Consider the following 23,673-nt stretch of genomic DNA (forward strand, 5'->3'; position numbering starts at 1 on the left):
TTATTCAAACATTTTTTTTGTAGCGTGAGGAATAATAAAATACAAAGTTTGTGTCGTACCATCTTCAAAAATGGCATCCAATATATCAATGAAATATCCATTTTTATCATGTCCTGATCCCATTTTACCAATTTTAGCGCTTATCCCTTTTTTTATAAGGTCTTGCCCGTCAGTTGGACTCAAAGCAAATGCCGGAGTTTCCATAGATTTGCCATCCCCGCTATAAAGCATAGCTTTAAAAATCAACATTGCTTTTATTAAATAATTTTCTGCTAATATTTTATTGTCTTTTTTATGATAGGCATAAGAAACTTCATATAAAGTTTTTAAATCAAAAGGATGTGTTGCCAGAAATTCGTTTCCTGATTTTATGACTTCGTCAAATTTTTCTTCTTCATTAAGTTGATAAAGATTTCTTCCAAATCCAAGATCTTTATATGGTTTGTAGTTTTTATTATCAGTAAAAGAGATTAATAAAGATAGCATCTGCTTATCGGTAAGAGTCGTGTCCGTCTTTGTATATCTTTCCATAAGATTTTCAGAATAAAGCTCAGAGTTTTTATTTTTTGTTTCTTTTAAAATATTCTCGAAATCTCTTTTGTAGTTAAAATTTTCCTGACCGAAAATGAACAACGGTGTAAATGAAAGAAAGGTGATTAGTTTTGTTATCATTAACTTAAATTAAAGCGATAAAAATACTCAAAAATCCTTACCCCACAGTCGGCGTGTCTTCCTCCTTCAAAATCTTTTTCTCCTTCATAGACAACATCATTCTTTCGTACTTGTATTTCTCCCAGTCGAAATGATTGAGGAAATCCAGAGCAGCCTGAAAACCGCGGTTGAAAAGCTCTTCTTTTTCCTCTTTTTGCATAAAGAAATTCAGCCAGTTGCTTGTTCCGCAATTGACGGTCTGAATGCTGAAAAGGTGATAGAACGTATGTTTGGTAAGAAACGTTTTATCATTAAAACCTTTCAGAGTACTGATGATATTTCCGGCAAAAGATAGGGGAGACTTCAGGATTTGCTCACTTGTTTTTCCTTTTTCGGAAAGGATATCGGAATCACTGGTCAGCTGAACTCCAAACAAAGGCATTCTCGGATAAAAAATATCAGCGGAATGGAAAAGGTCGATCGGGAAATTGGATATACTTCCGCCGTCAATAAAAACCCCGACAGGATTGATATCTTCCTGTTTCGTATTCATCCAGTATCTCCACGCGTATTTTACAGAGTCATCATTTTTATTGATTTGCTTTTGTAAGGGTTCAAAAAAGAAAGGAACAGACATAGAAGCGCGAACAAATTCAGCCGGACTGATGTGTTTTAGTTCTTCTTCAGACCAATACAGATTCGCCATGGTTGGCAATTCAACTTTGATTTTAGCATTGATATCTGTTGTAATAACGATGTATTCTGATTTTAATAAATAGAAAGGATCTTTTTTATAGTACTCGTTGTTGGCAGCACTTTCATAAAAAATTTTATAGCGAATTTGGTCAATATGCTCCTGGTTTTTTACTCTGATTTCTTCGATACCGTTCAAAGCATTATTATAATACTCCATATCGTTTCCGTATCGATAATTAAGATGGAGGTCTTTTCCTGACTTTACGAATTTCTCATTCAAAGAAGCGACGGTTTTTATTCCGAAGCCTTCTAAAACTTGTGTCATTTGGGTTAAAAAAGTATTCCCCGGATTGAGCCCGGAATTTGCTTTTTTCAGGTCATTATAAAGCTTTCTGATGTAGAAAAATGCAATAATAATGGGAATAATGGGAATTAAAAAAAGCAGTTTTGCCCGTAATGTTGTTTCTGAAGGCGTAGCAAAAGGAATCGTAAGAAGAATCAGCATTGTAATGACCGCCAGAATTACATTGATCTTAATAAAATTCTTGTTATTCAAAAGAGCATGAATGGTGGTTTTTACATAGGATTTCCCATCCATGAAGTCTGCAAAATTCCAGTTGAACAGAATGTCTTTTATGACTTCGCTTTTTGCTTCCTCTTTCGTTTTGCAGGCAGCGATAAGCATTGTGTTAATGGCACCTGCGCTCGTTCCCGCAACTTTCAGAAAACGGATTCCGAAAATTTCAAGACCGTAGAGATAACCTACTAATGCACTTCCCCAAACACCACCTCCTTCCTGTACAAATTCCACGTATTGATTGCCTTGTGCATCCAAAAGATCAGAAAACTCTTTGTTAGAAATCTTATCATACAATGCTGCGAGTTTTTCTTTAGAATCTTTGGAGAGAATATCTTCCTCGAGAATTTTTTGTAAAGTTTCAGGTTTCATGGCTTGGTTTGGTTTTTGTGAAATTGTCATTCCATAGGAATTTAAGCTATCGCTCAAATACGAGTTACAAAGCTTTATCCATTCGTTTTACTATTCAAAACTAAGTATATTTAAAAGAATTGAACACAGTGTTTTTACGATATTTTTACAAGGGAATTACCATTGCTTTCTGCGGGCATAAATGAAAGTACAGATGACAACAATAGCCATCAATCCTAAGGTGAAAAAATATCCGTTTTTATGGTGCAGTTCCGGCATATGATCGAAGTTCATCCCATAAACTCCGGCAATAAAAGTAATAGGCAAAAAATAAACAGAATAGATGGCTAAGACTTTCATCACCTGATTAGCCTTTTGATCGGAAAGCGCCAAAAACATAGAGATGAGGTTGGTAATCTGAATATTTAAATGGTCGAAATCTGCCACAACATCTTTATGCTTATCTTTTAAATCGACCACTTCAGAATCCTGTAAATCTAAGAGCTTGAATTTATCAATCGCATCCGTGGAAATGGTCAGTACTCTTGAATTGAGCCCTGATTTTCTTTTCAGTTTATACAATCTTCGGATCTGATTGGTATGGTTGGTGTTTTTAAGGAAAATCTCATTCTCAATATTATCCATAGTTTCCATAAGACTTACGGATTCATCATCAAAGCTTTTCATGATGAGTAAAGCAATCATTAACGCTATTTTCTGAGAAGTCATTCCATCTTGAATGAGAGAAAGCTGACCTTTGGTCTGAACAATACTTTTGGTCTTCATCCTGTGAATGGTGATGATAGTATTGTTGATCAGAAAGATCCCAATTTTTGTACTGATATCACTGATTGTATTGAGATTTTTCCTTTCCAGTTCAGTGCTTTCGCGAAGAAGAAAAAACTTTACATTTCCGTCTTCTTCATACTTGGGTAAATGGTTGGGGTCTAAAGTATCTTCCAAAAGGAGATTGTTGATCTCGTACCTTTCATGAAGAAATTTTAAATCATCTTCGGTAGGAGCTTCTACATCTATCCATTCGCATTGGGAGTCTCTATATATGGTGTTAATTGGCATAATTAAAAATACTAATATTTTGAAATCCTATGTACTAAATAAATTTTATCTTTACCAAAATTAAAAAACTATATGATTAAAAGTACAATAAAAGGGATTGGATTTTATGTTCCGGACAACGTTGTTACCAATGATGATCTAGCAAAATTAATGACTACCAATGATGAGTGGATTACGGAGAGAACAGGTATCAAAGAAAGAAGACACAGAAAAAACAGAAATGATGCTCAGGAAACGACAGCTCATTTAGGTTTTAAAGCATCTGAAAAAGCGCTTAAAAATGCAGGATTAACAGCTCAGGATATTGACTATATTATTTTTGCGACGCTTTCACCTGATTATTATTTTCCGGGATGTGGGGTTTTGTTGCAGGATATGTTAGGTTGTGATACGATCGGAGCTTTAGATGTAAGAAACCAATGTTCAGGTTTTGTTTATGCCATGAGTGTTGCTAATGCTTTTATCAAGTCGAACACGTATAAGAATATCTTAGTAGTAGGAGCAGAAATTCATTCTTTTGGATTAGATTTTTCGGATGAAGGAAGAGGGGTTTCTGTAATTTTTGGTGATGGAGCAGGAGCGATTGTACTTTCTGCGACTGAAGATGAAAATGCAGGTGATATTTTAGCTGTCAATATGCATTCTGAAGGGAAATATGCCGATGAGTTGTGTACTCAGTTCCCGGGATCTAAATACGGATGGAGCGACAGAATGAGAAAAGAACCTGAAAATGTAACGAATAAAGAAGTGTATCCGATTATGAACGGAAACTTCGTGTTCAAACATGCGGTAACAAGATTCCCTGAAACGATGCAGGAAGCATTAAATAAAGCCGGAAAAACAATTGAGGATCTGGATATGTTTATTCCGCATCAGGCGAATTTGAGAATTGCTCAATTTGTTCAGCAGAAGTTTGGATTGCCTGACGAAAAAATTCATAACAATATCCAGAAATACGGGAATACAACGGCAGCTTCTATTCCTATTGCTCTAAGTGAAGCGATTGAATTAGGTAAAATAAAAAGAGGAGATTTGGTACTCCTTTCTGCTTTCGGAAGTGGGTTTACCTGGGGAAGTGTTTTATTTGAATATTAATTCAAAACTTACAATCAACAAAAAAGCCGAAGAATATTCTTCGGCTTTTTTATTGATTATCTTTTATACTAAAGAGTTTTTAACAGCTTTTCAGTATCGGTAGAATCTTCTCCTTTGCTTTTTGCCAATGCAATTGCTTTTTCAGCCCATAATTTAGCATTCTTTTTATCACCTACTTTATTGTAAAGGTTTGCTAAAGTATCTGTGTTGGCGTAGTTTTCATCTTTCTTTACAGACTCCTGAGCCCAAGCTAATGCCTTTTCTAGAGAAGGCTTGTTGCTTACGTTTTCAAAGAAATTCCAAGCGATAGAATTCAATTCTGCTGAAGATGCTGCTGAAGTATCTTTGTAAAGTTCCATCGTTAATTTTTCATAAGTCGCGAAATCTTTATCTCTTAAAGCTCTTCCTGCCTGTGTTTTTTTAAGAATTTTCTCAGCTTCTTCCTTTGACATGAATTTTTGCGCTTCTGTAAGGAAATAATTGTCATTCCATGTTTTAGTATCCTTGTTGTATGACTTTTTGAAAAGTGTACTTACTTTGATACTTTTATCAATAGCATCATATTGCTCAGCAGGAATAACTTTTGTAATGTCTGCTTTTTTAGACTGGAAAATCTTGTACAATGGGCTGTCTGATGTTTGCGCTCCTGAAAGTAACATTTGTACATCATCTTGATCCAAAGAAGTTTTAACACTGAAATAGCGCTCCAATACTTTTCCTGCAAATTCAGTATCGCTATAGATGGTAAGACCCGCAAGGTTTTTCAAAAACTCAGGATTTTTTTCTCCATTTTCGAATTTTTGTTTCAAAGCTGTCAATCTCTTATTGGGATCTCCTGCATCTTTCGCGAACTGGATGAAATCTTTTTCTTCAACATATCCTAAAGTTCTGTGCACAATTTCTCCGTCTCCGTCTACGAAAAGATACGTTGGATATGCTTTTACATTGTATTTTTTAGCAAGTTCAATTCCTTCACCTTTTTCCATATCGATTTTTGCATTCACGAAGTGGCTATTATAATAATCACCAACAGCCTGAAGCGGGAATATATTCTTTGCCATCAGCTTACAAGGTCCACACCAAGTAGTATATGCATCTATGAACACCAATTTTTTTTCTTTCTTAGCTTTAGCTAAAACAGTTGCGAAATTACTTTCTTCAAATTTCATTCCCTGAGCAAATGCTAATGCTCCGATAAACAGGGAAGATAATATTGCTAATTTTTTCATTTAATTTTTTTTGACCGCTACAAATGTAATCATTAAGAGCATTAAATGATTTGATTATTTAAAAAATATTGTAAAGTATTTACGGAAAGGAAATTAAAAGGATAAAAGAATAAGAAAATCCGTAATAGAGTATTACGGATCTTTATGAATGACTTCCAATTTTTGTGTGTAATTGGAATTTTTTATTTCTTTTGAGGAATAAGGCTGTCTTTAGTTACTTTTGTTGAGTCTGCCGGAATTGTTTGAGAAGGTTCAGAATTCGCCACAGCACTGTCTCCCATAGAGTTTCTTATAGAATCTTTATTGTGGGCTTCTTTAAATTCTTCTCTGTTTTCTTTTTTGTCTGCACAGCTTCCTAAGAAGAGTAAGCCTAGACCGGTAACGATCCATAGTTTTTTCATATTGATTGCTTTTAATGTTTACTCAAATATAATAAATAATAGTCAAGGTTTTCATTTTCAAAAATTGTTTTCGGTGATTAAAAAATAAAAGCCCCGAAACCGAAATTCCGAGGCTGTATTTTTTAACGAACAACAAGTACTCATTGCTCATTATGTATTACTTATTATCCTAAGTATGGATATTTATAATCTTTAGGAGAAACAAAAGTTTCTTTAATAGATCTTACAGACGTCCATCTTAATAAGTTCATTTTAGAACCTGCTTTATCATTAGTTCCTGAAGCTCTACCACCACCGAAAGGCTGTTGACCAACAACTGCACCTGTAGGTTTGTCATTGATATAGAAGTTTCCGGATGCATTTTCCAATGCTTTGAACGCTTGGTTTACAGCATAACGGTCTTGTGCAAATACAGAACCTGTTAATGAATAAGGAGAAGAAGAATCTACTAATTCTAAAGTTTCAGCCCATTTTGCATCTTCATATACATATACAGATAAGATTGGTCCGAAGATTTCTTCTACCATACTTTCGTATTGAGGATTAGTAGTTTCAATTACTGTTGGATTTACGAACCATCCTTTAGAATCATCTGTCTGTCCACCGATTACTACATTAGCTTCACCAGATGCATTAGCTCTTTCGATATATCCTTTACATTTTTCGAAAGAATTTTTGTCGATTACCGCGTTTACGAAGTTTGAAGGATCTTCAGGAGAACCGATTTTAATAGAACCAATCTGAGTTTCCATTACTTTTTTCACATCAGCCCAAAGAGACTGAGGAATATAAGCTCTAGAAGCCGCAGAACATTTTTGTCCCTGATATTCGAAAGCACCTCTTACCAAAGCAGTAGCCACAGCTTCTACGTTTGCAGACGGGTGAGCGATAACGAAATCTTTTCCACCAGTTTCCCCTACGATTCTTGGGTACGTTCTGTAATTGTGGATATTATCACCGATCATTTTCCACATTCCCTGGAATACTTTTGTAGAACCTGTAAAGTGAAGACCTGCAAAATCTCTGTGTGCTAAAACTTTCTCAGCAGTTTCTTTTCCGTCTGTAAAGATCATGTTGATAACCCCTGCAGGAAGACCTGCTTCAGTTAAAACATCCATAATTACTTTTGCAGAATAGATTTGCTTGTCAGAAGGTTTCCAAACCACTACGTTTCCAAGCATTGCCATACAAGTCGGTAAGTTTCCTGAGATTGCCGTAAAGTTAAACGGAGTCACTGCAAAACAGAACCCTTCCAATGGTCTGTATTCTACACGGTTCCAGATTCCTGCATCAGAAACCGGCTGTTCAGAATACATTTCTGTCATGAATTCTACGTTGAATCTTAAGAAATCAATGAATTCACAAGCAGCATCAATCTCAGCCTGATGAACATTCTTAGATTGTCCGATCATTGTTGCAGCGTTGATTACATCTCTGTAAGGTCCTGCTAAAAGATCAGCAGCTTTTAAGAAAATGGCAGCACGGTGTTCCCAACCTAGCTCGTTCCATTCTTTTTTTGCAGCCAATGCAGCGTTGATAGCATCGTCTACATGTTGCATTGTTCCTCTGTGGTAAAAACCGAAATCATGAGCATGATCCTGAGGAGACTGAAGCTGAACTTTATCATCAGTTTTTACTTCTTTTCCGTTAATGATCATTGGGATTTCTACTTTTTCAGCCCACATTTTCTTGTATTGAGCGATAAGGCTTTTTACTTCCGGAGTTCCCGGTGCATAAGAATTTACCGGTTCGTTTACTGCAAATGGTACTTGCGAAATTGCTTTAGACATATTACGTTGTATTATTTTTTAATTTGCTAATGTTACAAATTTACAACATTTAATCCTGACAAAAAATCGATACAGCCTATTTACATCTTTTCGTTTTCTAATATTTTGAGAACCAGTTTTTCTTCCTGAGTTAAGTCTGCTTTACCATCATTTTCTTCTATTTTTTCCAGTTCATCAAGATATTTTTTGATGCTGTTATTTTCATATAAAGTAATGACCAGAGGATGAACATAATATTTTTTGCAGACCGTACTTGTATTTCCGAGATGAGAAGCCACTATTTCCAATGCTTCTTTTACCTTTCTTTTGTAGTCGGTGTTGGTTTCGGCGTAGCCTATTTCTTTAAAAGCTATTAAAGCGTTTACCGTTCCCGACCAGGTTCTGAAATCTTTTGCTGTAAAATCTTCACCGCTGATTTCTTTAATATATTCATTCACCATCCCTGAATCGATAGAATGATGATTTCCCTCTTCATCATAATATTGGAAGAGCTCTTTTCCGGGAATATCTTTACATTTTTGAACCCATCTTGCCAGTCTTTTACTTTTAAGATCCACATTATGCATGATTCCTTTTTTTCCTTTAAATGAAAAGGTGATTTTTTGCCCTTTTATTTTTACATGCTTATCTTTTAAAGTTGTTAACCCAAAAGAACCGTACAGTTTTTCGTACGCATTGTTTCCGATTCTGATGTTTGTCTTTTGCATTAAACTAACGATTAAGGCTAAGATTTTTCTCTTTTCGAAATTTCTCAATGCCAAATCCTGTTCAATCTGTAATCTCATTTGTGGCAATGCAGCGCCAAACTGAAGCATTCTGTAAAATTTTGTATGATTTCTCAATGCATTCCACAGAGGATGATACCGGTATTGTTTTCTCTTTTTTAAGTCTAAACCGGTTGCCTGAAGGTGACCATTATCTAATGCGCAAATCCAGACATTTTCCCAGGCAGGAGGTATAACGAGACTATTTATTCTTTTGATCTCGTCTTTATCTTTGATTCTTTCTCCGTCTTTAAAGTAGGAATATTTTTTACCGCGTTTTTTTCGAATAATACCGGCAGATTCTGCATCAGACGTATAAATAAGATGTACAGCTTTTGCAGAAGCTTCCGGATCTTTCATAATTTTTACAATCTTGGAAGGCTTCAGGTGAGAAATAAGATCTAAATCTGAATGATCCATAGACTTTTATTTTAAGAATTTTTCCCTCTGGAAAACAACCATAAAATGATACCAATTATGCCGACTACTAAAATAATTCCCCACCACATTCCAGCTTTAAAGATGGTTTCTACGGCTTCACAGCTTGTTAATGAAAACAAACAGAGCATTATGATACTGTATACGCTTAATTTTTTCATAATAATTTATTTTGTGGTTAGTATTCTAAATTCTATGAAGATCGGGATGCCAGTTTTTGATAGATTTTTTAATCTTATCGCCCGAAATATTTTCGTGGAGTGCTTGATAGAGCAACTCTTTAAATTCATCGTCGTAAGTAAATCTTAAGGCAGCTATCTGATCAAACTTCAGCTTTTCTTCAATTTCATCAGATCTTCTCCCGAAAATTTCGAAATAACGTTGCTTAAATTCAAGTCTGACCAACCGGTTCTGAAGTCCTAATGCATAATGTTGTCTCAGCATAATTGCCAAGTAGAAAAGCAAAAAAATAACAATCGAAAATAATATCCATGTTAACTGATGGGAAGAATCATCAAAGATTTTATACACTCCCAGAATTTCTAATAGGATTAAAACAGGGAGGTAAATAAAATGATGAGGAGGATAAAATTTTTTGTGATTTTTGTAATTCTGTGTTTCCATACTGTGAATACAGCAAGAATCTTTCCAAAAAAATGTAAATTAGATATTCATCTCTGAATGTACAGTGATTAGTGATAATATCCTATAAATTGACCTCAAAATTTAACTGCAAAACCTTAAAAAGTTGTAACTTCACCTCTTTAAAAAAATTATAAAAATGACTTCAAAGGAAAAAGTAGCTGCGCTTCGTGAAGAGATGCAGAAAAATAATGTTGATGCATTTATAGTATATTCTGCGGATCCGCATATGAGTGAATATTTGCCTGAAGAATGGCAGGAGAGAGCTTGGCTGTCAGGATTTTTAGGTTCTGCAGGTTTTGTAGTAGTTACAAAAGATAAAGCCGGACTTTGGACGGACGGAAGATATTTTACACAAGCAGCTATTGAGTTGGAAGGTTCAGGAATTGATCTTTTCAAGGATGGGATGGAAGGAACTCCTAATTATATCGATTGGATCATTTCTGAAATCCCGGCAAACGGAAAAGTAGCCGTAAATGCTGTAGCAACAGCTCATGCTAATTGGGAACTTTTAACTCAAAAATTAAATTCTAAAAATATAACGTTGGTTGACAATCCTCTTTTAAAGCAAATTTGGGTTGACAGAGGAACACCATCAAAAAATCCAATTTTCGTACACCCTGTAAAATGGGCCGGAAAATCTGTGGCTGATAAAATTGCTGCTATCCGTCAGAAAATGGAAGAGCAGGAAGCAACTGTTCACATTATTTCAAGCTTAGACGATGTTGCATGGACGTTGAATTTAAGAGGAAGTGATGTACAGAGCAATCCTGTATTTTTAGGATATGTTATTATTACTAAAAATGATGCAATCTTGTTCACAGATCTGGAAAAACTAGAGGTTGAAGCAAGAAAGCAAATGGATGAGTCTTTCGTGAAAATGATGCCTTACGAAGAGTTTTACAATCATTTAAGTGTATTCAAAAATGAAAAAGTATTGGTTTCTCCGAACAGCAATCAGTCTATTTTTGAAGCATTAAAATCAGATAATCAATTCATCAAAGCTCCGGTTCCCGGAAACTTAATGAAAGCTCAGAAAAATGAAACTGAGTTGGAAGGCTTCAGAAAAGTAATGGTGAGAGATGGCGTTGCTATGGTGAAATTCCTGTATTGGTTAACACACAATGCCGGAAAAGAAGCGATGAACGAATATTCAATCGGTGAGAAACTGAGAGGTTTCCGTGCTGAAGGAGAAAACTTCGTTGGAGAAAGTTTCGGAAGCATTGTTGGATATAAAGATAATGGTGCGATTATGCATTATTCGGCTAAAAGCGAAGGAAGCAAGGAAGTTACGAATGATGCAAGTATTCTGGTAGATTCAGGAGGTCAATATCTTGAAGGAACAACTGATATTACCAGAACTTTTGCTTTAGGTACGGTTTCAGAGGAATTTAAAAGAAATTCTACCTTGGTTTTACAAGGAATGATCCGTTTATCAATGGTAAAATTCCCGAAAGGAACAAAAGGAGTTCACCTTGATGCTATTGCGAGATTACCATTATGGATGGAAGGAAAAGATTTCAATCACGGAACAGGTCATGGTGTTGGAAGCTTTATGAATGTTCATGAAGGACCTCAGAATATCAGAAAAGATATGAATCCGCAGGATCTTTTGGTAGGAATGGTGTGTTCCAACGAACCGGGTTATTATCTTGAAGGAGATTACGGAATCCGTCACGAGAATCTGATCGTAGTAAAAGAAGCAGAGAAAACAATTCACGGAACATTCTATGAATTTGAAACCTTAACGTTCTGTCCGTTCTTTAAAGATACTATCGTAAAAGAAATTCTTTCTGAAACTGAAGTAACATGGCTGAATAGCTATCATAAAACTTGTGAAGAAAAAATCGCTCCATTTTTAGAAGGGGAAGTTAAAGATTGGTTCCTGAATTTAGTGAGTCCATTGTAAGATTTATAAAATAATAAAAAGAGCCTTGTAATCAGTGTTACAAGGCTCTTTTGTTAAGTATGATAACAAGTGAATGAGAATAATTGAAATTTTTCTCTAATTTGTGAAAAATAAGTATTACATTTGTTATACAGAAAGACACAAATCACACCTTTCATATACATTAGTAAATCAAAAGCAGTAAATCATCTCATTTCGGGATGATTTTTATGTTTAAAAACAGTTCATTTGTTTTTCTATATATTTTTTAAGTGGTGAGAAATCGCGACAATAGATAAACGATATGGTTCTTTGCAATTAAAAACCGTAAATTTGCAGCATGAATAACGATACCATTTGCGCGTTGGCTACAGCCAATGGAGTAGGAGCTTTAGGCATTATCAGAGTTTCGGGGAACGATGCTTTATCTGTCGTTCAAAAATCTTTTCCTGCGAAGAAACTGGAGAAACAAAAATCCCATACTATTCATTACGGATATTTTGTAGACGGAGAAGAGGCGATAGATGAGGTGATGCTTTCCATTTTTCTGGCTCCGAAAAGTTTTACCACAGAGAATTCTGTAGAAATAGCTTTTCACGGATCACCGCATATTGGAAAACGTATTCTTGAAACATTGATTAAAAACGGAGCGAGAATGGCAAAAGCCGGAGAGTTTACGCTTCGAGCTTTTATTAATGGAAGAATTGATCTTTCTCAAGCTGAAGCGATTGCAGATGTTATTGCTTCGGAAAATGAAGCTTCCAGAAAAGTTGCCATTAATCAGTTGAAAGGAGGAATTACCAATGAAATATCCTTTTTGAGAACTGATTTGCTGAATTTTGTTTCTTTAATTGAGTTGGAGCTAGATTTTGCAGAAGAAGATGTAGAGTTTGCTGACCGTTCAGCTTTAGTGCAATTGTTGAATAAAATTGAACTTAAATTAAACTCACTGATTGAAAGCTTCCAATACGGAAATGCTATTAAAAATGGAACTGCTGTAGCGATAATAGGAAAACCAAATGCAGGAAAGTCTACATTGCTGAATGCTTTATTAAAAGAGGAAAGAGCGATTGTAAGTAATATTGCGGGAACAACGAGAGATACGATTGAAGAGGTTTTACACATTAAAGGGCATGCTTTCCGATTGATCGATACTGCCGGATTGCGCGAAACAATGGATGAAATTGAAGCCATTGGTGTAAAAAAAGCCAAAGAAAAAGTAGAAAACGCGAATATTCTTGTGTATTTGGCAGATGCGGGGACTGAAGATTTCTCTGAAGATATTGAGATGATAAAATCTTTGTTGAGAGAGGATTTGAAATTAATTATCTGCGCAACGAAAATAGATGAAGTTATTCCAACCCAATATGAAAAGCTAGAAGATGTTTTCAGAAACGAAATTTCTCATGACTTCGATTTTATTAAAATTTCAGCAGTAGAAAACCAAAATATTCAGGATCTTAAAAATGAATTGTCTTCTTATGTTGAACAATTAAAAGCATCTGAAAATAACGTCGTAATTACCAATCAGCGTCATTTCGAAGCTTTACAAAAATCTTTGGATGCAGTACATAAAGTAAAAGAAGCAATTTCTTTCCAGATTTCAACAGAATTGTTGGCGTATGAACTGAGAAATGCACTGGAGCACCTTGGGGAAATCTCAGGTGAAGTGACTAATGATGAGGTTTTGGGGAATATTTTTTCTAAGTTTTGTATCGGAAAGTAACAATAGTAAACAAATCATTTTGAGAATTTTCTTCTTCTGAAAATATCAAAAAATAAAAACTTCAATAATAAAAAAAACAGCACTTTCAAAAAGAAGGTGCTGTTTTTTTATCGCTAATAATACTAAATTACCATCCCAAATAATATTCTGGACTTAGCCACTCTGGGCGATTTAATCCAAAATGTTCCTGTAACATTTTTTCTGCTTCACAGAAGGCACCTTCTACCCAGCCTTGTTGATCGGAATAGGCTTCACCACAAATGTGAATGTTTTGATCATGATTAGGTTTTCGCATATAGGGCATTACTTCATCTACTGAAAATCCTGCTTTCCATGCATGGTAACCAGCTCCAAACGGATCATCTGTCCAGTCTTTGAAATAGGTAACATACGGATCAGGGATATTGACGATAGAGCCGTGTAATTCTCGTAATTGATTAAGAAGTTCCTGTACCATGAATTGGGTAGCCTGAACATCATTAAGCTGATGAAGTTCTTGTAATGATGCGTTTTTTGCAGGTCGCACTTCAAACAAAACTTTATCATCAGAAAGTGCTTTCCAGAAAGTCTCCGTTTCCATATCTCCGTAACTACCCAATAACATTGAATTGTTGGTTTCTGAATCAGTACCAAAATAGTAGCATTGTCGCATTGGTAAATCGGTAATAGAATGTCCGGAATCAATATCCAGTTCTTTTTCTCTCCACCATGGGTACTCAAAACCCATCAGGATTTTAAAAGCGGGTTCCATAATAATGGATTTCATATTGGTTTGGAGATGAGGATTGGAATTGATATTAAAAAAGAAATTATTTTGATCTAAAAGCTCCAGAGATTTTCTTGGCATCCCCAATACAATGCTGTTGGCATAAACTTTCCAGATAGAATTGCTTTTAAGATTTAAGAAACTTAATTCATAACGATGCGTGTCTTTTGAATTGTGATCCTCTGTAAATGTTAAAAGTTGATTTTCAGACCAAATACAAGCTCCGTCATGCTCCATGTAAGCATTGGCTACTGCATAAGCGATACTGTCATATCCTTCTTGAATGGTTTTATAAGTCGTATCTGCTGAGAAATCACCCACCATATAAGGGAAAGCTTCGGCAGAATTCCAGTTGATGGTGTTAGAATAATAGCCTCCTGCATTGGCAAGGAATTCATAGCCTTCTTGTGATACCTGATCTTTAATTAAATTCCAGAAACCGATATCATTTACTTTACGTTGGTCATATGGCGAATTAGGGAAATTGTAGATCAGTTTTGGTTTTATATCGTCCCAATCTCGGCTAGTCAATTTAAAAGTATACTCGTAAATCGATTTTTCACTTTTTATTATTCTGTCGCCATATTTATTTTTAACCCAAGAGTCAGCCATAAGAACGTCATAAATAATTTTATTGAAAAGCTGATCTGAACTAAAGCCTAAATCATTTTCATTAAGGTAATATCGTGTTGGCAGTTTTTCATTGTTTTGTTGGGCTACATCCCAATCATTCTGATGGAAGCGTTCTTTTCTAAGATACATCAATAACTTAGAAGGATCTCCCATTGGAAAAGGAATGGGGGTCATTTTATCTTTTAAAACCGGAGTTCTTTTGCTCAGATCTTTTTCTGTGAGAGGATAACCTTCTATTAAGGTTGTTACAATCTCCTGAGAGGTAAGATAACGCATTCCTCCAAGCTCGCCCCAGAAATTCATTCCGGGCATGATCACAGATTCTAATCTTCCGCCCAGCTTATTGTTCATGTCAAAGATCTGAACATCGCTTGCTTTGTATTTATTTTCTGTAGTTAAACGGTAGGCAGTGTATAATCCGGAAGTTCCGGCGCCAATGATAGCAACTTCAATTTTTAAATCAGGGGATTTTCCTGAATTTAAAGGGGTGTTTTTGTTCATAGTAAAAGTATAATGATTAAAGGAGTTTAAAGTAAGTTTGACCTAATTGAAACGGACTGATATCAAAATCTGTTTTTCCGTCTAATGCTAAATCAGCCATTATTTTACCAAGAAAAGGAGTGAATTTTGCTGCCCATCCGGTAGCATACACCACAATGTTTTTATGATTGGGAACATATCTTGGAGCAAAATCAATCAGAAGTTCTTTGTTAGGAATCGTGCTTAGAGAAATTAGACATGTTGAAGTGTATTCAGGTTCTGTAGCAAGTCCATTCATGTATTTCTGCACCCATTCTGAAGTATAGCGGAGTTCTTCGCTATTGGGAATTAATGTTCTTTCTTTGGGATCATCCAGAGGTTTTATTACAAAATCCGGAGCTACTCTGATATAGTCTGGGTTGTCCCAGTCTACTGAAGGAAATCCGTAAAACTGATTACCATTTTCTCCTTCAGGATTTTGAAAAACAAACCATGTAGGATATTGTATGTTGGGATCTGTTTTTTTGAAATAGGCTGAAGACATATTCCAGTACGTCGCTTCTATCTTGAAATTAAGTAAATTAATGACACTGTTGATATATGGTCCCGGTATAATGGCCAGCTTTTTTGTTTTATAGATACCATGTGGAGTAGTCAGTACAAAACCGTTTTCTATAGGCTCTATATTGAGTACGGGAGAATCATCCTGAAGTTGTACTGTTTCTTCTTCCTGACATAATTTGAAGAGGGTTTCAATAGTCGCTTTAAAATTAATACTTGCACCATCTGGCTGAAATAATCCAATATATTTTTCAGGAAGGTTTTTAAAATGATACTGCTCTTCAATTTCTTGAGCGGAAAGAGTAGTATAAGGTACATTGAGTGCCTTTAATGCCGTTTCAGCTTCTGCAATATTTCCTTCTGTGGATTGTACGTTGGGATCTCCAAACCAGAGGGTTCCCACTTTATCAAGTAAGGGAGTTTCCGTTTTTGTTTGTAGCTCATCCCAATAAGGTTGAGCATTCAAAGCCATTTGCACCATGTACTCATCCGGATACGGAATTCTGAACTGTCTGGAAACACCTGCAGAACTTCCCAGTTGATTCATAAAATTAAACTGTTCCAGTACCAGAGTTTTGGTCTTTCTTTTGCCAAGTTCATAAGCCGTGGCTAAACCAATGGCGCCACCGCCAATAACGATGACATCAAAATAGTCTTGATTCATAATATAACAGAGTTTTCGGGTTTAGTTTTTATAATGATTGATTCTATGATAAGGCCTCTCAGTTATTTTAAAGGCTTCAGAAACATATTCAATTTAAATCTTAATCATTTCACTAAAGTAGGATTTTTTTCTGAAAACAAAATTTATTTTTACGAAATTGTTATTTTTTTCTTTTGTTTTAGCGATGAATGCGTAGTGTTTTTAAGTGTTTTTGAAGAAATTTACTACCTATAATTTGAAAATAGCACAATGTTTTTAGAAGTGATTTGTATCAAAGCTTGGATCTATTAGTTATTTCCTATCGCTATAGGAAGGACTATTAAACAAACAAGGCTAAAAAGATCAGTCTTTTTAGCCTTGTTTTATCATGAGATTCTATTGTTTAGAATGTTGCTGCGGGAGCCGTATCATTATTCAGTTTTCGATTGACTTCATTCTTTTTACCTTTAGCAAAATCATAGCCTATACCTATAATAATCATATTTCTGTTGTTGTAAATACTGGTAGTCCCTTTATAGTTGACCAGGCTTTCATCAAGAGTCTTTGTTTTATACCTCGAAGGCATTCCCAACCAATACATTCCGGTAGTGAAAGTCCAGTCTTTTACTTTATAATTGGCAAAAATGTGGTTCTGATTTTCGTTGGTATTTAAAAAAGCGCCACTTAACGTATACACAGGAATATTAAACATATAACTCAAACTAAAGTTTTTATATTCCGAAGAAACGGTGAAGTTATTTCCGAAATAATTGTTCTTAAGCAATGCCCCGGAATTGGTTTTTACACGTTGCATCGTTGGATAGATATTGGCTTTAATCACTAATAACCTGCTTCCAAAAGGCTTTACAGAACCCACTAATTGAATTCCTGTACGGGAACTGAATTGTGCATTTTCATAGGTCAATGCATATTGGGTATTGTTATTATACAGAACGTACATACTGTTAATGGCGTTATCTGTATAGTTGTAGAAAATATTTCCGTTAAAATCAAAATACTTGTTATTGTAGGAATAATTCAGATTGTTATTCCATGATTTCTGTATTTTAAGATATGGATTTCCCGTAGATACGATATTAGGAACCACCTGATTAATATTGGGGCTTAAAGACGAACTTTCTGGACTGTAAGGGGTATAACTGCTGGTTAATCTTAAGCTTTGATTCTTTTTTAATTCGTAGCCTAAAATTAATTTAGGAGTGATTACCCAGTCATCCTCTGTAGTAGCGGCAGTTTTATTGTGAATATTGGTTACTCCTAATCCCAACCGATACATTAGTTTTTTGCTTTTCCCAGCAAATTCAGAATATATATATTGAGTTAAGTAATTAACAGAATAATCAAAGTTTCCGGCTAAGTTTTCTAACGTATTATCAACGTTGTTGTTAGAGATTCTATATCCTGAACTTAATTTTCCTGCTTTAAAATCATGAGTGTAGGCAACTTCTCCAACGATACTGTTTTGTTTAGCCTTCAGATTCATATCATTGTCAAAAATAGGAGTTCCTGAGCTGATGATCCATTCCTTATCAATTTCGAAACTTTCACTGGTATACGCTGTTCCTACAACATTCAAACTGATTTCATCCTTTTTACTCAGCTTTTTCGAAAAATAAAGATCGAGTTTTGGCGGATTATAACTTTCACCGCTGTATTGCGATGTTCCGTGAAGTTCTGAAGTATTATCTTTTGAAAAAATACTGGTTCCATTTCCTTTTGAAAAATAATTGAAGATATTCATCGAGAATTTCGCTTGAAAGACATAATTATCCATTAATGAATTCGTATATCTCAAAGCAATATCCTGATACGTATATCCGAAATGATCCGTCTTGTTTTCATTGGTATTATAATGAGAATTTTGCAACACATAATCGTAGACTTTGTTGGCATTTCGGTTATCATAATCTCTGAAATTAATTGAATATTCCAATCCGAAATTGTTTCGTCCGTTGGTATAATTAGCGTAAGCTTGCCCATTTACGAAACCGGTTGTTAATGCCGTACTAGCTGAAGCTCCTGCAGCAAAGCCTACTTCAGGATTTCTGGTAATGATATTCACGACCGTATCTGCTCTGGTTGCCCATCGGGTAGGAGGATTGTCATAATATTCAACTCTTACCACGTTTTCCGGTCGAATCCCTCTTGCCTGTAATTCTGTTGATTCAACTCCATTGATTAAAAGCAAAAATTTTCCACCTTTGATACTGGAAATACTGCTGGAAATAGGGTCAAATTGAAGCTCCGGTAAGGTTTGCAGTAAATCATTGGCATATCTTGCTTTTTTTAAAGCCTCTTCATCAAAACTATATACTGCTTTGTCTACAAACTGTTTCTTGCGTTGAGATTTGATAAGAACTTCTTGAATTTCTTTAGTGTTTTGAACGGAATCCTGAACGGTTGAAGCATTGTTGTCTTGTGCAAAAGTTAAACCGCATAGCAGTAATAATGCAAAAGTTATTTGTTTTTTCATTTCTTTTTCGGAAAATTATGCGCAAATATAGGCTACATAAGTGTTTTATCAAAAGAAATATCACCAATATTGGAATAAATAAGTGAGGTTGAAAATAGAAAAATGAAAAGTCAGTTACATAGCAAAGGCTAAAATTACTGCAGTAAATCAGTTTTTTAGCCTTGTTTTATTATCAGGAAACTATGATTTAATCATGTTCCGTAGGTTCCCATAATTCTATTTTATTACCTTCCATATCTAAAATATGAATGAACTTTCCATAATCGTAGGTTTGGATTTCATCAAGAATGGTTACATTTTCTTTTTTTAATTCTTCCATTAATGCCTCAAGATTTTCTACTCTGTAGTTGATCATAAATTCTTTGGTAGCCGGTTCAAAATATTTGGTGTCTTCGGAAAACGGAGCCCATTGTGTAGTCCCTTTTTTAGAAGGATCCTCTTCTTCACGCCATTCAAAACTTGTTCCGTAGGGACTAGTGTTGAAGCCTAAGTGGGTTTTGTACCATTCGTTCATGGCATTAGGATCTTTACATTTAAAGAAAATTCCGCCTATTCCTGTTACTTTTTTCATTACTGTAAGGTTATAATTTACCCTTGAAAGATAGAAAAAACTATCGGATAAACTTATTCTATGGCTATTTTTTCATTTTTACCATCCAGATATAAAATATTATTCAGGAAAATTCTGTTTCCGAGCATTCCTGTCATTCCAGAAAACTTCATAAGCGCATATTGTGTCTGTGAAAACCCCTCTACATAAGTAACCTGATGGAGTGGGATTTTCTTGTTTTGAAATTGAATAGTTTGATTGCAGGTTGCTGTAAATGAGGTAAGAATTTTTTGCCATGATTGGGCTCTTTCAACACTGACGTTGGAGTTTGAAGATTTTAAACTTTTCCAGGTTTCTTTATTGGTCAGCAATTCATACGCACTCGTTCCGGAATCGAACAGAAACTGCTCTTCTCGTCCTCTCAATATTCCTTTTAGAATAATTTTTCTCTTTTTAAACGTAAAATCCATCAGTTGATTATTATATTGAGAAGGTATTTTTGAAAGATTAAAAACCAGATAGTTTTCTTTAAAGTTGATCAGGGTTTTATTGTTTTCCAGAATGTCTGCGCCTAAAGTTCCGATAATTTTGAGTGAATCTTGACGATGTTCTTTTCCTTGATGAAGCAGGATAAATTTTTCTGAAGATATTTCTGTTTTTCCTAAAGTAAATAATGCTTTTGCTCGATCCTGAAACACGCTTATTCCTCGAATATTTTTTATCGAGTTCGAATAAAAGACGGTTGAAGGAGAACCCGTATCAAACTGTAAATAATAAATTGTAGAATCTGCCGGAAAATGAATAGGAACAAGTAATACATTTTTATCATTTCCTAACCATGTAATCGGAATGTTTCCGCTTTCGTTTTTTACGGTTAAATAATTCTTTTCAGGGGTAAATTTTTGATTAAAATAAATATATCCGCCTATAGAAATCAGAATTAAAACGACTATAAAAGTCAATACAATTTTCTTGAAAATCTTCATTGTTATTTTTTTGCAAGATTCGTGGTTTTCCATCATAATTCTCACAAAAACAAGACGACAATTTTACGACAATTACGATTGTTTAATTATAAGAAATTGGTTTTCAGTTTTATGTGTAAATTGTTGTTTTGGTTCAGACTGATGCCATTTCTAATGATAATGAAGAGTTTTATCCCAAGTAAGAGGATTAAAGGAATAAGAAAAAGCGGAAACCGGACTCCTGAAAAATGCTGAATAAACGGACTTACAATCATAAAAAGAGAAAGAACAGCAGCCAACAAAATCTGTATGCTGATAATGTCTTTTCCTATTTCTTTTGTGACAACATCTTGTGTTTTGTAGGTTAAGATTAAAGGAAAAATCACACCTCCAAATGGAATAATAAGACCACATAAAGCAGACAGATTTATAAGTTTAGCTCTGTTATTTTCTTTCTTTTCTTCGGTAGGAAGCACAACTTTTTCGGGGTCTGTTTGTAATGCCTGTGCAATTGCTTTTAACGTAAAACCTTTTGGAATACTTCCAGCCTCAATTCTCTGGATCGTTCTTAATGAAAGTCCTGATTTTTCGGCAAGTTCAGCTTGAGTCATATGCTGTTTTTCTCTCAAAATTTTAGCCTGATTGCTCATTGTAAAGGGAATACTAGTCGTTTAATAAATAAATTTCAACAGAGTAAACTTAACAAATAATTAAAAAGAACGCAAAAAGATTAATCTTTTAAATCAAAAATTCCGTATATTTTTAATGTGTTTAATCGACCAAATATTAAATACAAATGTCATTTTCTATTCTATAAAAACGAAATTATAGATAAGAAGAGAAGAATTGACACTTTTTACAAATCATAAAAAAATAAATAATATGCAAATTGAAACACGATCGCTAAAGCTTGAAGATTATGATGAACTGGTAGAAGTGATGAAGCTCGCTTATCCTAAAATGTCAGAATACGTTTGGAGTAAGAAAAGCATTGCTAAGCTTACTAAAATTTTTCCGCAAGGTCAGATTTGTATTACCGTAGACGGAAAATTGGCGGCAGTTGCTCTTTCGATTGTTGTGAACTATGAAGATTTTGGGGACGATCATACCTATAGCGATATTACAGGAAATTATACGTTCAATACCCATTCTGCTACAGGAAATGTTTTATATGGTATCGAGGTTTTTGTAGATCCTCAGTATCGTGAACTGAGACTTGGACGAAGACTATACGATGCCCGTAAAGAGCTTTGTGAACTGTTAAACCTGAAATCTATTGTATTAGGAGGAAGAATTCCGAATTATCATACCTACAGCAATGAACTTTCTGCAAGAGATTACATTCGCAAAGTAAGAGATAAAGAAATCTATGATCCGGTTCTTTCCTTTCAGTTGTCCAATAACTTTTTACCGATCAAAGTATTAAAAAAATATCTTCCCGAAGATGAGTCTTCAAAAGAGAATGCTGTTTTGCTGCAATGGAATAATATCTATTACAGTAAAAAACCGAATACGATGCAGGATAGTATTATAAGGCTCGGTCTGGTGCAATGGCAGATGCGACAGTTTAAGGATATTAATGCTTTTTACGAACAGGTCGAGTTTTTTGTGGATGTAATGGGAGATTATAAATCAGATTTTGTTCTTTTTCCAGAACTCTTCAATACGCCTTTATTGGCTCCTTTCAATAATTTATCGGGAAGGGACAGTATGATTGAGCTGGCTAAAATGACGGAGGATATTAAAACTAGAATTTCGGAATTAGCCATCAGTTACAATGTGAACATTATTTCTGGAAGTATGCCGGTTTTTGAGAATAATGACCTGTATAATGTAAGTTATCTTCTGCATAGAGATGGAAGAATAGACGAATACCGAAAAATTCATATTACGCCCAATGAAAAGAAATATTATGGAATGAAAGGAGGAAGTGAGATCAAAGTTTTTGATACCGACTGTGGCAAAATTGGTTTGGTAATCTGCTATGATGTGGAATTTCCTGAACTTCCGAGAATATTGGCTGATCAGGGAATGAAAATTCTGTTTGTGCCTTATCTTACCGATACGCAGAATGCTTATATCAGAGTAAGACATTGTGCAGCAGCCAGAGCGATTGAAAACGAGTGTTATGTTGCTATTGCAGGTTGTGTAGGAAACCTTCCCGGGGTGAATAATATGGATATTCAGTTTGGGCAAGCCACTGTTTTCACACCTTCAGATTTTGCGTTTCCTTCCAATGCAGTGAAAGGAGAGGCAACTCCCAATACAGAAATGACCTTAATAGTAGATGTCGATCTGAATCTTTTGAAAGATCTGCATCATAACGGTTCTGTACAGGTTCTGAAAGATAGAAGAACAGATTTATATGATACGTATTTAAAATAAATAATTTGAAATTAACTTACTGAATATTTTGTTTTAATTTGCGGTTTCATTTAATGACTATGAAGAAATTTTTGAATTTTATATTACTGTTTCTCAGTTTATATAGTTATTCTCAAATGCAAGGAATTTTTACTGAGAATCTGATTAAAAGTAAATTTGATACTATTCATATCTATACCGATAAAAATGGCAAATTACTTCTGACAAAAATTATTATTTATGATAAACAAAAACAGGAAATTTGCCTCAATGATAAGGACAATATTGAAGATCCTGATGTTTTGTTTACTATTTTTAAAATTAGTAATGATTACAAAATCATTGAAGAGAAAAAGTTTTATAAAGGCTTGGAAATAAAAAATAATGATTTAAAAGATACTTTAGTAAGCTTAGTTACGAAATATTCCTATGGGAATAATAATATTCAAAAGTCTTATTATGATTCAAAAAATAAACTTTCAAATAAAGAATTTCAAATAATAGATGAGAACGGTCGAAAGAAAGAAGTAATTAATACTTTGCATTTAGATAATGATATTGTTCTTAATGATATTACAAAATACTTTTGGAATTCAAAAGGAAGTGGTTATAGATTAGAATATGAACAGTTTACTTTTCCGAGATTAAAATTTATTGGAGATTATAAATTAGATGAATACGGAGATCCAATTTTGGTGAAAGGAAAACTTGACGCTGAAGAGATTAAGAAAGCTAAATTCATAATACATAAAAAAGAGTTTGATGAAAAAGGAAATGTTGTAAAGATATTTGAAATAGAAAATGGGAAAAAAATAATAAAAGAAGAAAGAAAAATCATTTATAATCAGAAATAAAGAAAGAGTCCAATTTATTGGACTCTTCTCGTTTTAGA

Annotated in this window: 20 protein-coding genes; 5 read left to right on the top strand and 15 right to left on the bottom strand. The window is 34.5% G+C overall.

Going from position 1 to position 23,673, the window contains the following annotated elements; all coding sequences use genetic code 11:
* From RM51_RS08450 to RM51_RS08460, 3 genes are all read right to left on the bottom strand, one after another.
* Positions 1–672 (bottom strand): DUF4919 domain-containing protein, encoded by a 672-nt coding sequence (locus RM51_RS08450; protein ID WP_039367493.1) that lies wholly within the window; start codon positions 670–672, stop codon positions 1–3.
* Between the two features lie 37 nt (positions 673–709).
* The gene (locus RM51_RS08455) at positions 710–2,326 is read right to left on the bottom strand and encodes a patatin-like phospholipase family protein (RefSeq protein WP_228375792.1); all 1,617 of its coding nucleotides are present in this window, start codon (positions 2,324–2,326) and stop codon (positions 710–712) included.
* Positions 2,327–2,452: 126 nt separating this feature from the next.
* Complete coding sequence (locus RM51_RS08460) at positions 2,453–3,352, bottom strand: magnesium transporter CorA family protein (RefSeq protein WP_039367496.1); 900 nt, start codon at positions 3,350–3,352, stop codon at positions 2,453–2,455.
* Positions 3,353–3,424: 72 nt separating this feature from the next.
* On the opposite strand from RM51_RS08460, the gene RM51_RS08465 reads away from it, so the two are divergent.
* Positions 3,425–4,447 (top strand): 3-oxoacyl-ACP synthase III family protein, encoded by a 1,023-nt coding sequence (locus RM51_RS08465; protein WP_039367498.1) that lies wholly within the window; start codon positions 3,425–3,427, stop codon positions 4,445–4,447.
* Positions 4,448–4,515: 68 nt separating this feature from the next.
* On the opposite strand, the gene RM51_RS08470 is transcribed toward RM51_RS08465, so the two are convergent.
* From RM51_RS08470 to RM51_RS08490, 6 genes are all read right to left on the bottom strand, one after another.
* Positions 4,516–5,676 (bottom strand): thioredoxin family protein, encoded by a 1,161-nt coding sequence (locus RM51_RS08470; protein ID WP_039367500.1) that lies wholly within the window; start codon positions 5,674–5,676, stop codon positions 4,516–4,518.
* Between the two features lie 182 nt (positions 5,677–5,858).
* Positions 5,859–6,077 (bottom strand): hypothetical protein, encoded by a 219-nt coding sequence (locus tag RM51_RS08475; protein ID WP_039367502.1) that lies wholly within the window; start codon positions 6,075–6,077, stop codon positions 5,859–5,861.
* Positions 6,078–6,241: 164 nt separating this feature from the next.
* The gene (pruA, locus tag RM51_RS08480) at positions 6,242–7,867 is read right to left on the bottom strand and encodes an L-glutamate gamma-semialdehyde dehydrogenase (protein ID WP_039367504.1); all 1,626 of its coding nucleotides are present in this window, start codon (positions 7,865–7,867) and stop codon (positions 6,242–6,244) included.
* Positions 7,868–7,947: 80 nt separating this feature from the next.
* The gene (locus RM51_RS08485; RefSeq protein ID WP_039367506.1) at positions 7,948–9,051 is read right to left on the bottom strand and encodes a DNA topoisomerase IB; all 1,104 of its coding nucleotides are present in this window, start codon (positions 9,049–9,051) and stop codon (positions 7,948–7,950) included.
* An 11-nt stretch (positions 9,052–9,062) separates the two neighbouring features.
* Positions 9,063–9,230, bottom strand: a complete 168-nt coding sequence (locus RM51_RS19280) for a phosphatidate cytidylyltransferase (protein WP_084111013.1) — start codon at positions 9,228–9,230, stop codon at positions 9,063–9,065.
* 25 nt (positions 9,231–9,255) lie between these two features.
* A complete protein-coding gene (locus RM51_RS08490) occupies positions 9,256–9,693 on the bottom strand; it encodes a DUF6526 family protein (protein WP_039367508.1) in 438 nt (145 codons plus the stop codon).
* Between the two features lie 157 nt (positions 9,694–9,850).
* Between RM51_RS08490 and RM51_RS08495 the strand changes: the two genes are divergently transcribed.
* Both RM51_RS08495 and mnmE read left to right on the top strand, forming a co-directional pair.
* Positions 9,851–11,620 carry an aminopeptidase P family protein gene (locus RM51_RS08495; RefSeq protein WP_039367510.1) on the top strand — a complete coding sequence of 590 codons (1,770 nt, stop codon included), beginning with the start codon at positions 9,851–9,853 and terminating at the stop codon, positions 11,618–11,620.
* A 319-nt stretch (positions 11,621–11,939) separates the two neighbouring features.
* The gene (gene mnmE, locus RM51_RS08500) at positions 11,940–13,325 is read left to right on the top strand and encodes a tRNA uridine-5-carboxymethylaminomethyl(34) synthesis GTPase MnmE (protein ID WP_039367514.1); all 1,386 of its coding nucleotides are present in this window, start codon (positions 11,940–11,942) and stop codon (positions 13,323–13,325) included.
* A gap of 127 nt (positions 13,326–13,452) precedes the next feature.
* Here mnmE and RM51_RS08505 read toward each other — a convergent pair whose 3' ends face one another.
* From RM51_RS08505 to RM51_RS08535, 6 genes are all read right to left on the bottom strand, one after another.
* Positions 13,453–15,225, bottom strand: a complete 1,773-nt coding sequence (locus RM51_RS08505) for a flavin monoamine oxidase family protein (protein WP_039367517.1) — start codon at positions 15,223–15,225, stop codon at positions 13,453–13,455.
* Positions 15,226–15,241: 16 nt separating this feature from the next.
* The gene (locus RM51_RS08510) at positions 15,242–16,429 is read right to left on the bottom strand and encodes an FAD-dependent oxidoreductase (RefSeq protein ID WP_039367520.1); all 1,188 of its coding nucleotides are present in this window, start codon (positions 16,427–16,429) and stop codon (positions 15,242–15,244) included.
* Positions 16,430–16,811: 382 nt separating this feature from the next.
* Positions 16,812–18,902, bottom strand: coding sequence for an outer membrane beta-barrel protein (locus RM51_RS08520; RefSeq protein WP_039367526.1), 2,091 nt, complete (start codon positions 18,900–18,902; stop codon positions 16,812–16,814).
* A gap of 187 nt (positions 18,903–19,089) precedes the next feature.
* Positions 19,090–19,473 carry a VOC family protein gene (locus RM51_RS08525; protein WP_039367529.1) on the bottom strand — a complete coding sequence of 128 codons (384 nt, stop codon included), beginning with the start codon at positions 19,471–19,473 and terminating at the stop codon, positions 19,090–19,092.
* Between the two features lie 53 nt (positions 19,474–19,526).
* Positions 19,527–20,438 (bottom strand): hypothetical protein, encoded by a 912-nt coding sequence (locus RM51_RS08530; protein ID WP_039367814.1) that lies wholly within the window; start codon positions 20,436–20,438, stop codon positions 19,527–19,529.
* Positions 20,439–20,524: 86 nt separating this feature from the next.
* A complete protein-coding gene (locus RM51_RS08535; protein ID WP_039367531.1) occupies positions 20,525–21,067 on the bottom strand; it encodes a helix-turn-helix domain-containing protein in 543 nt (180 codons plus the stop codon).
* Positions 21,068–21,299: 232 nt separating this feature from the next.
* Here RM51_RS08535 and RM51_RS08540 point away from each other — a divergent pair, with 232 nt between their 5' ends.
* Together RM51_RS08540 and RM51_RS08545 are read left to right on the top strand one after the other, a co-directional pair.
* Positions 21,300–22,802 carry a carbon-nitrogen hydrolase family protein gene (locus RM51_RS08540; protein ID WP_039367534.1) on the top strand — a complete coding sequence of 501 codons (1,503 nt, stop codon included), beginning with the start codon at positions 21,300–21,302 and terminating at the stop codon, positions 22,800–22,802.
* Between the two features lie 59 nt (positions 22,803–22,861).
* Positions 22,862–23,635, top strand: coding sequence for a hypothetical protein (locus RM51_RS08545; protein WP_131667061.1), 774 nt, complete (start codon positions 22,862–22,864; stop codon positions 23,633–23,635).
* The last annotated feature ends 38 nt before the right edge of the window (positions 23,636–23,673 follow it).

It is taken from the genome of Chryseobacterium taiwanense, assembly GCF_000813825.1.
Lineage (GTDB): Bacteria > Bacteroidota > Bacteroidia > Flavobacteriales > Weeksellaceae > Chryseobacterium > Chryseobacterium taiwanense.

Coding starts and splice junctions, on each gene's coding strand:
- RM51_RS08450 (WP_039367493.1), bottom strand. CDS start 672: ATGATAACAAAACTAATCACCTTTCTTTCATTTACACCGTTGTTCATT.
- RM51_RS08455 (WP_228375792.1), bottom strand. CDS start 2,326: ATGACAATTTCACAAAAACCAAACCAAGCCATGAAACCTGAAACTTTA.
- RM51_RS08460 (WP_039367496.1), bottom strand. CDS start 3,352: ATGCCAATTAACACCATATATAGAGACTCCCAATGCGAATGGATAGAT.
- RM51_RS08465 (WP_039367498.1), top strand. CDS start 3,425: ATGATTAAAAGTACAATAAAAGGGATTGGATTTTATGTTCCGGACAAC.
- RM51_RS08470 (WP_039367500.1), bottom strand. CDS start 5,676: ATGAAAAAATTAGCAATATTATCTTCCCTGTTTATCGGAGCATTAGCA.
- RM51_RS08475 (WP_039367502.1), bottom strand. CDS start 6,077: ATGAAAAAACTATGGATCGTTACCGGTCTAGGCTTACTCTTCTTAGGA.
- pruA (WP_039367504.1), bottom strand. CDS start 7,867: ATGTCTAAAGCAATTTCGCAAGTACCATTTGCAGTAAACGAACCGGTA.
- RM51_RS08485 (WP_039367506.1), bottom strand. CDS start 9,051: ATGGATCATTCAGATTTAGATCTTATTTCTCACCTGAAGCCTTCCAAG.
- RM51_RS19280 (WP_084111013.1), bottom strand. CDS start 9,230: ATGAAAAAATTAAGCGTATACAGTATCATAATGCTCTGTTTGTTTTCA.
- RM51_RS08490 (WP_039367508.1), bottom strand. CDS start 9,693: ATGGAAACACAGAATTACAAAAATCACAAAAAATTTTATCCTCCTCAT.
- RM51_RS08495 (WP_039367510.1), top strand. CDS start 9,851: ATGACTTCAAAGGAAAAAGTAGCTGCGCTTCGTGAAGAGATGCAGAAA.
- mnmE (WP_039367514.1), top strand. CDS start 11,940: ATGAATAACGATACCATTTGCGCGTTGGCTACAGCCAATGGAGTAGGA.
- RM51_RS08505 (WP_039367517.1), bottom strand. CDS start 15,225: ATGAACAAAAACACCCCTTTAAATTCAGGAAAATCCCCTGATTTAAAA.
- RM51_RS08510 (WP_039367520.1), bottom strand. CDS start 16,429: ATGAATCAAGACTATTTTGATGTCATCGTTATTGGCGGTGGCGCCATT.
- RM51_RS08520 (WP_039367526.1), bottom strand. CDS start 18,902: ATGAAAAAACAAATAACTTTTGCATTATTACTGCTATGCGGTTTAACT.
- RM51_RS08525 (WP_039367529.1), bottom strand. CDS start 19,473: ATGAAAAAAGTAACAGGAATAGGCGGAATTTTCTTTAAATGTAAAGAT.
- RM51_RS08530 (WP_039367814.1), bottom strand. CDS start 20,438: ATGAAGATTTTCAAGAAAATTGTATTGACTTTTATAGTCGTTTTAATT.
- RM51_RS08535 (WP_039367531.1), bottom strand. CDS start 21,067: ATGAGCAATCAGGCTAAAATTTTGAGAGAAAAACAGCATATGACTCAA.
- RM51_RS08540 (WP_039367534.1), top strand. CDS start 21,300: ATGCAAATTGAAACACGATCGCTAAAGCTTGAAGATTATGATGAACTG.
- RM51_RS08545 (WP_131667061.1), top strand. CDS start 22,862: ATGAAGAAATTTTTGAATTTTATATTACTGTTTCTCAGTTTATATAGT.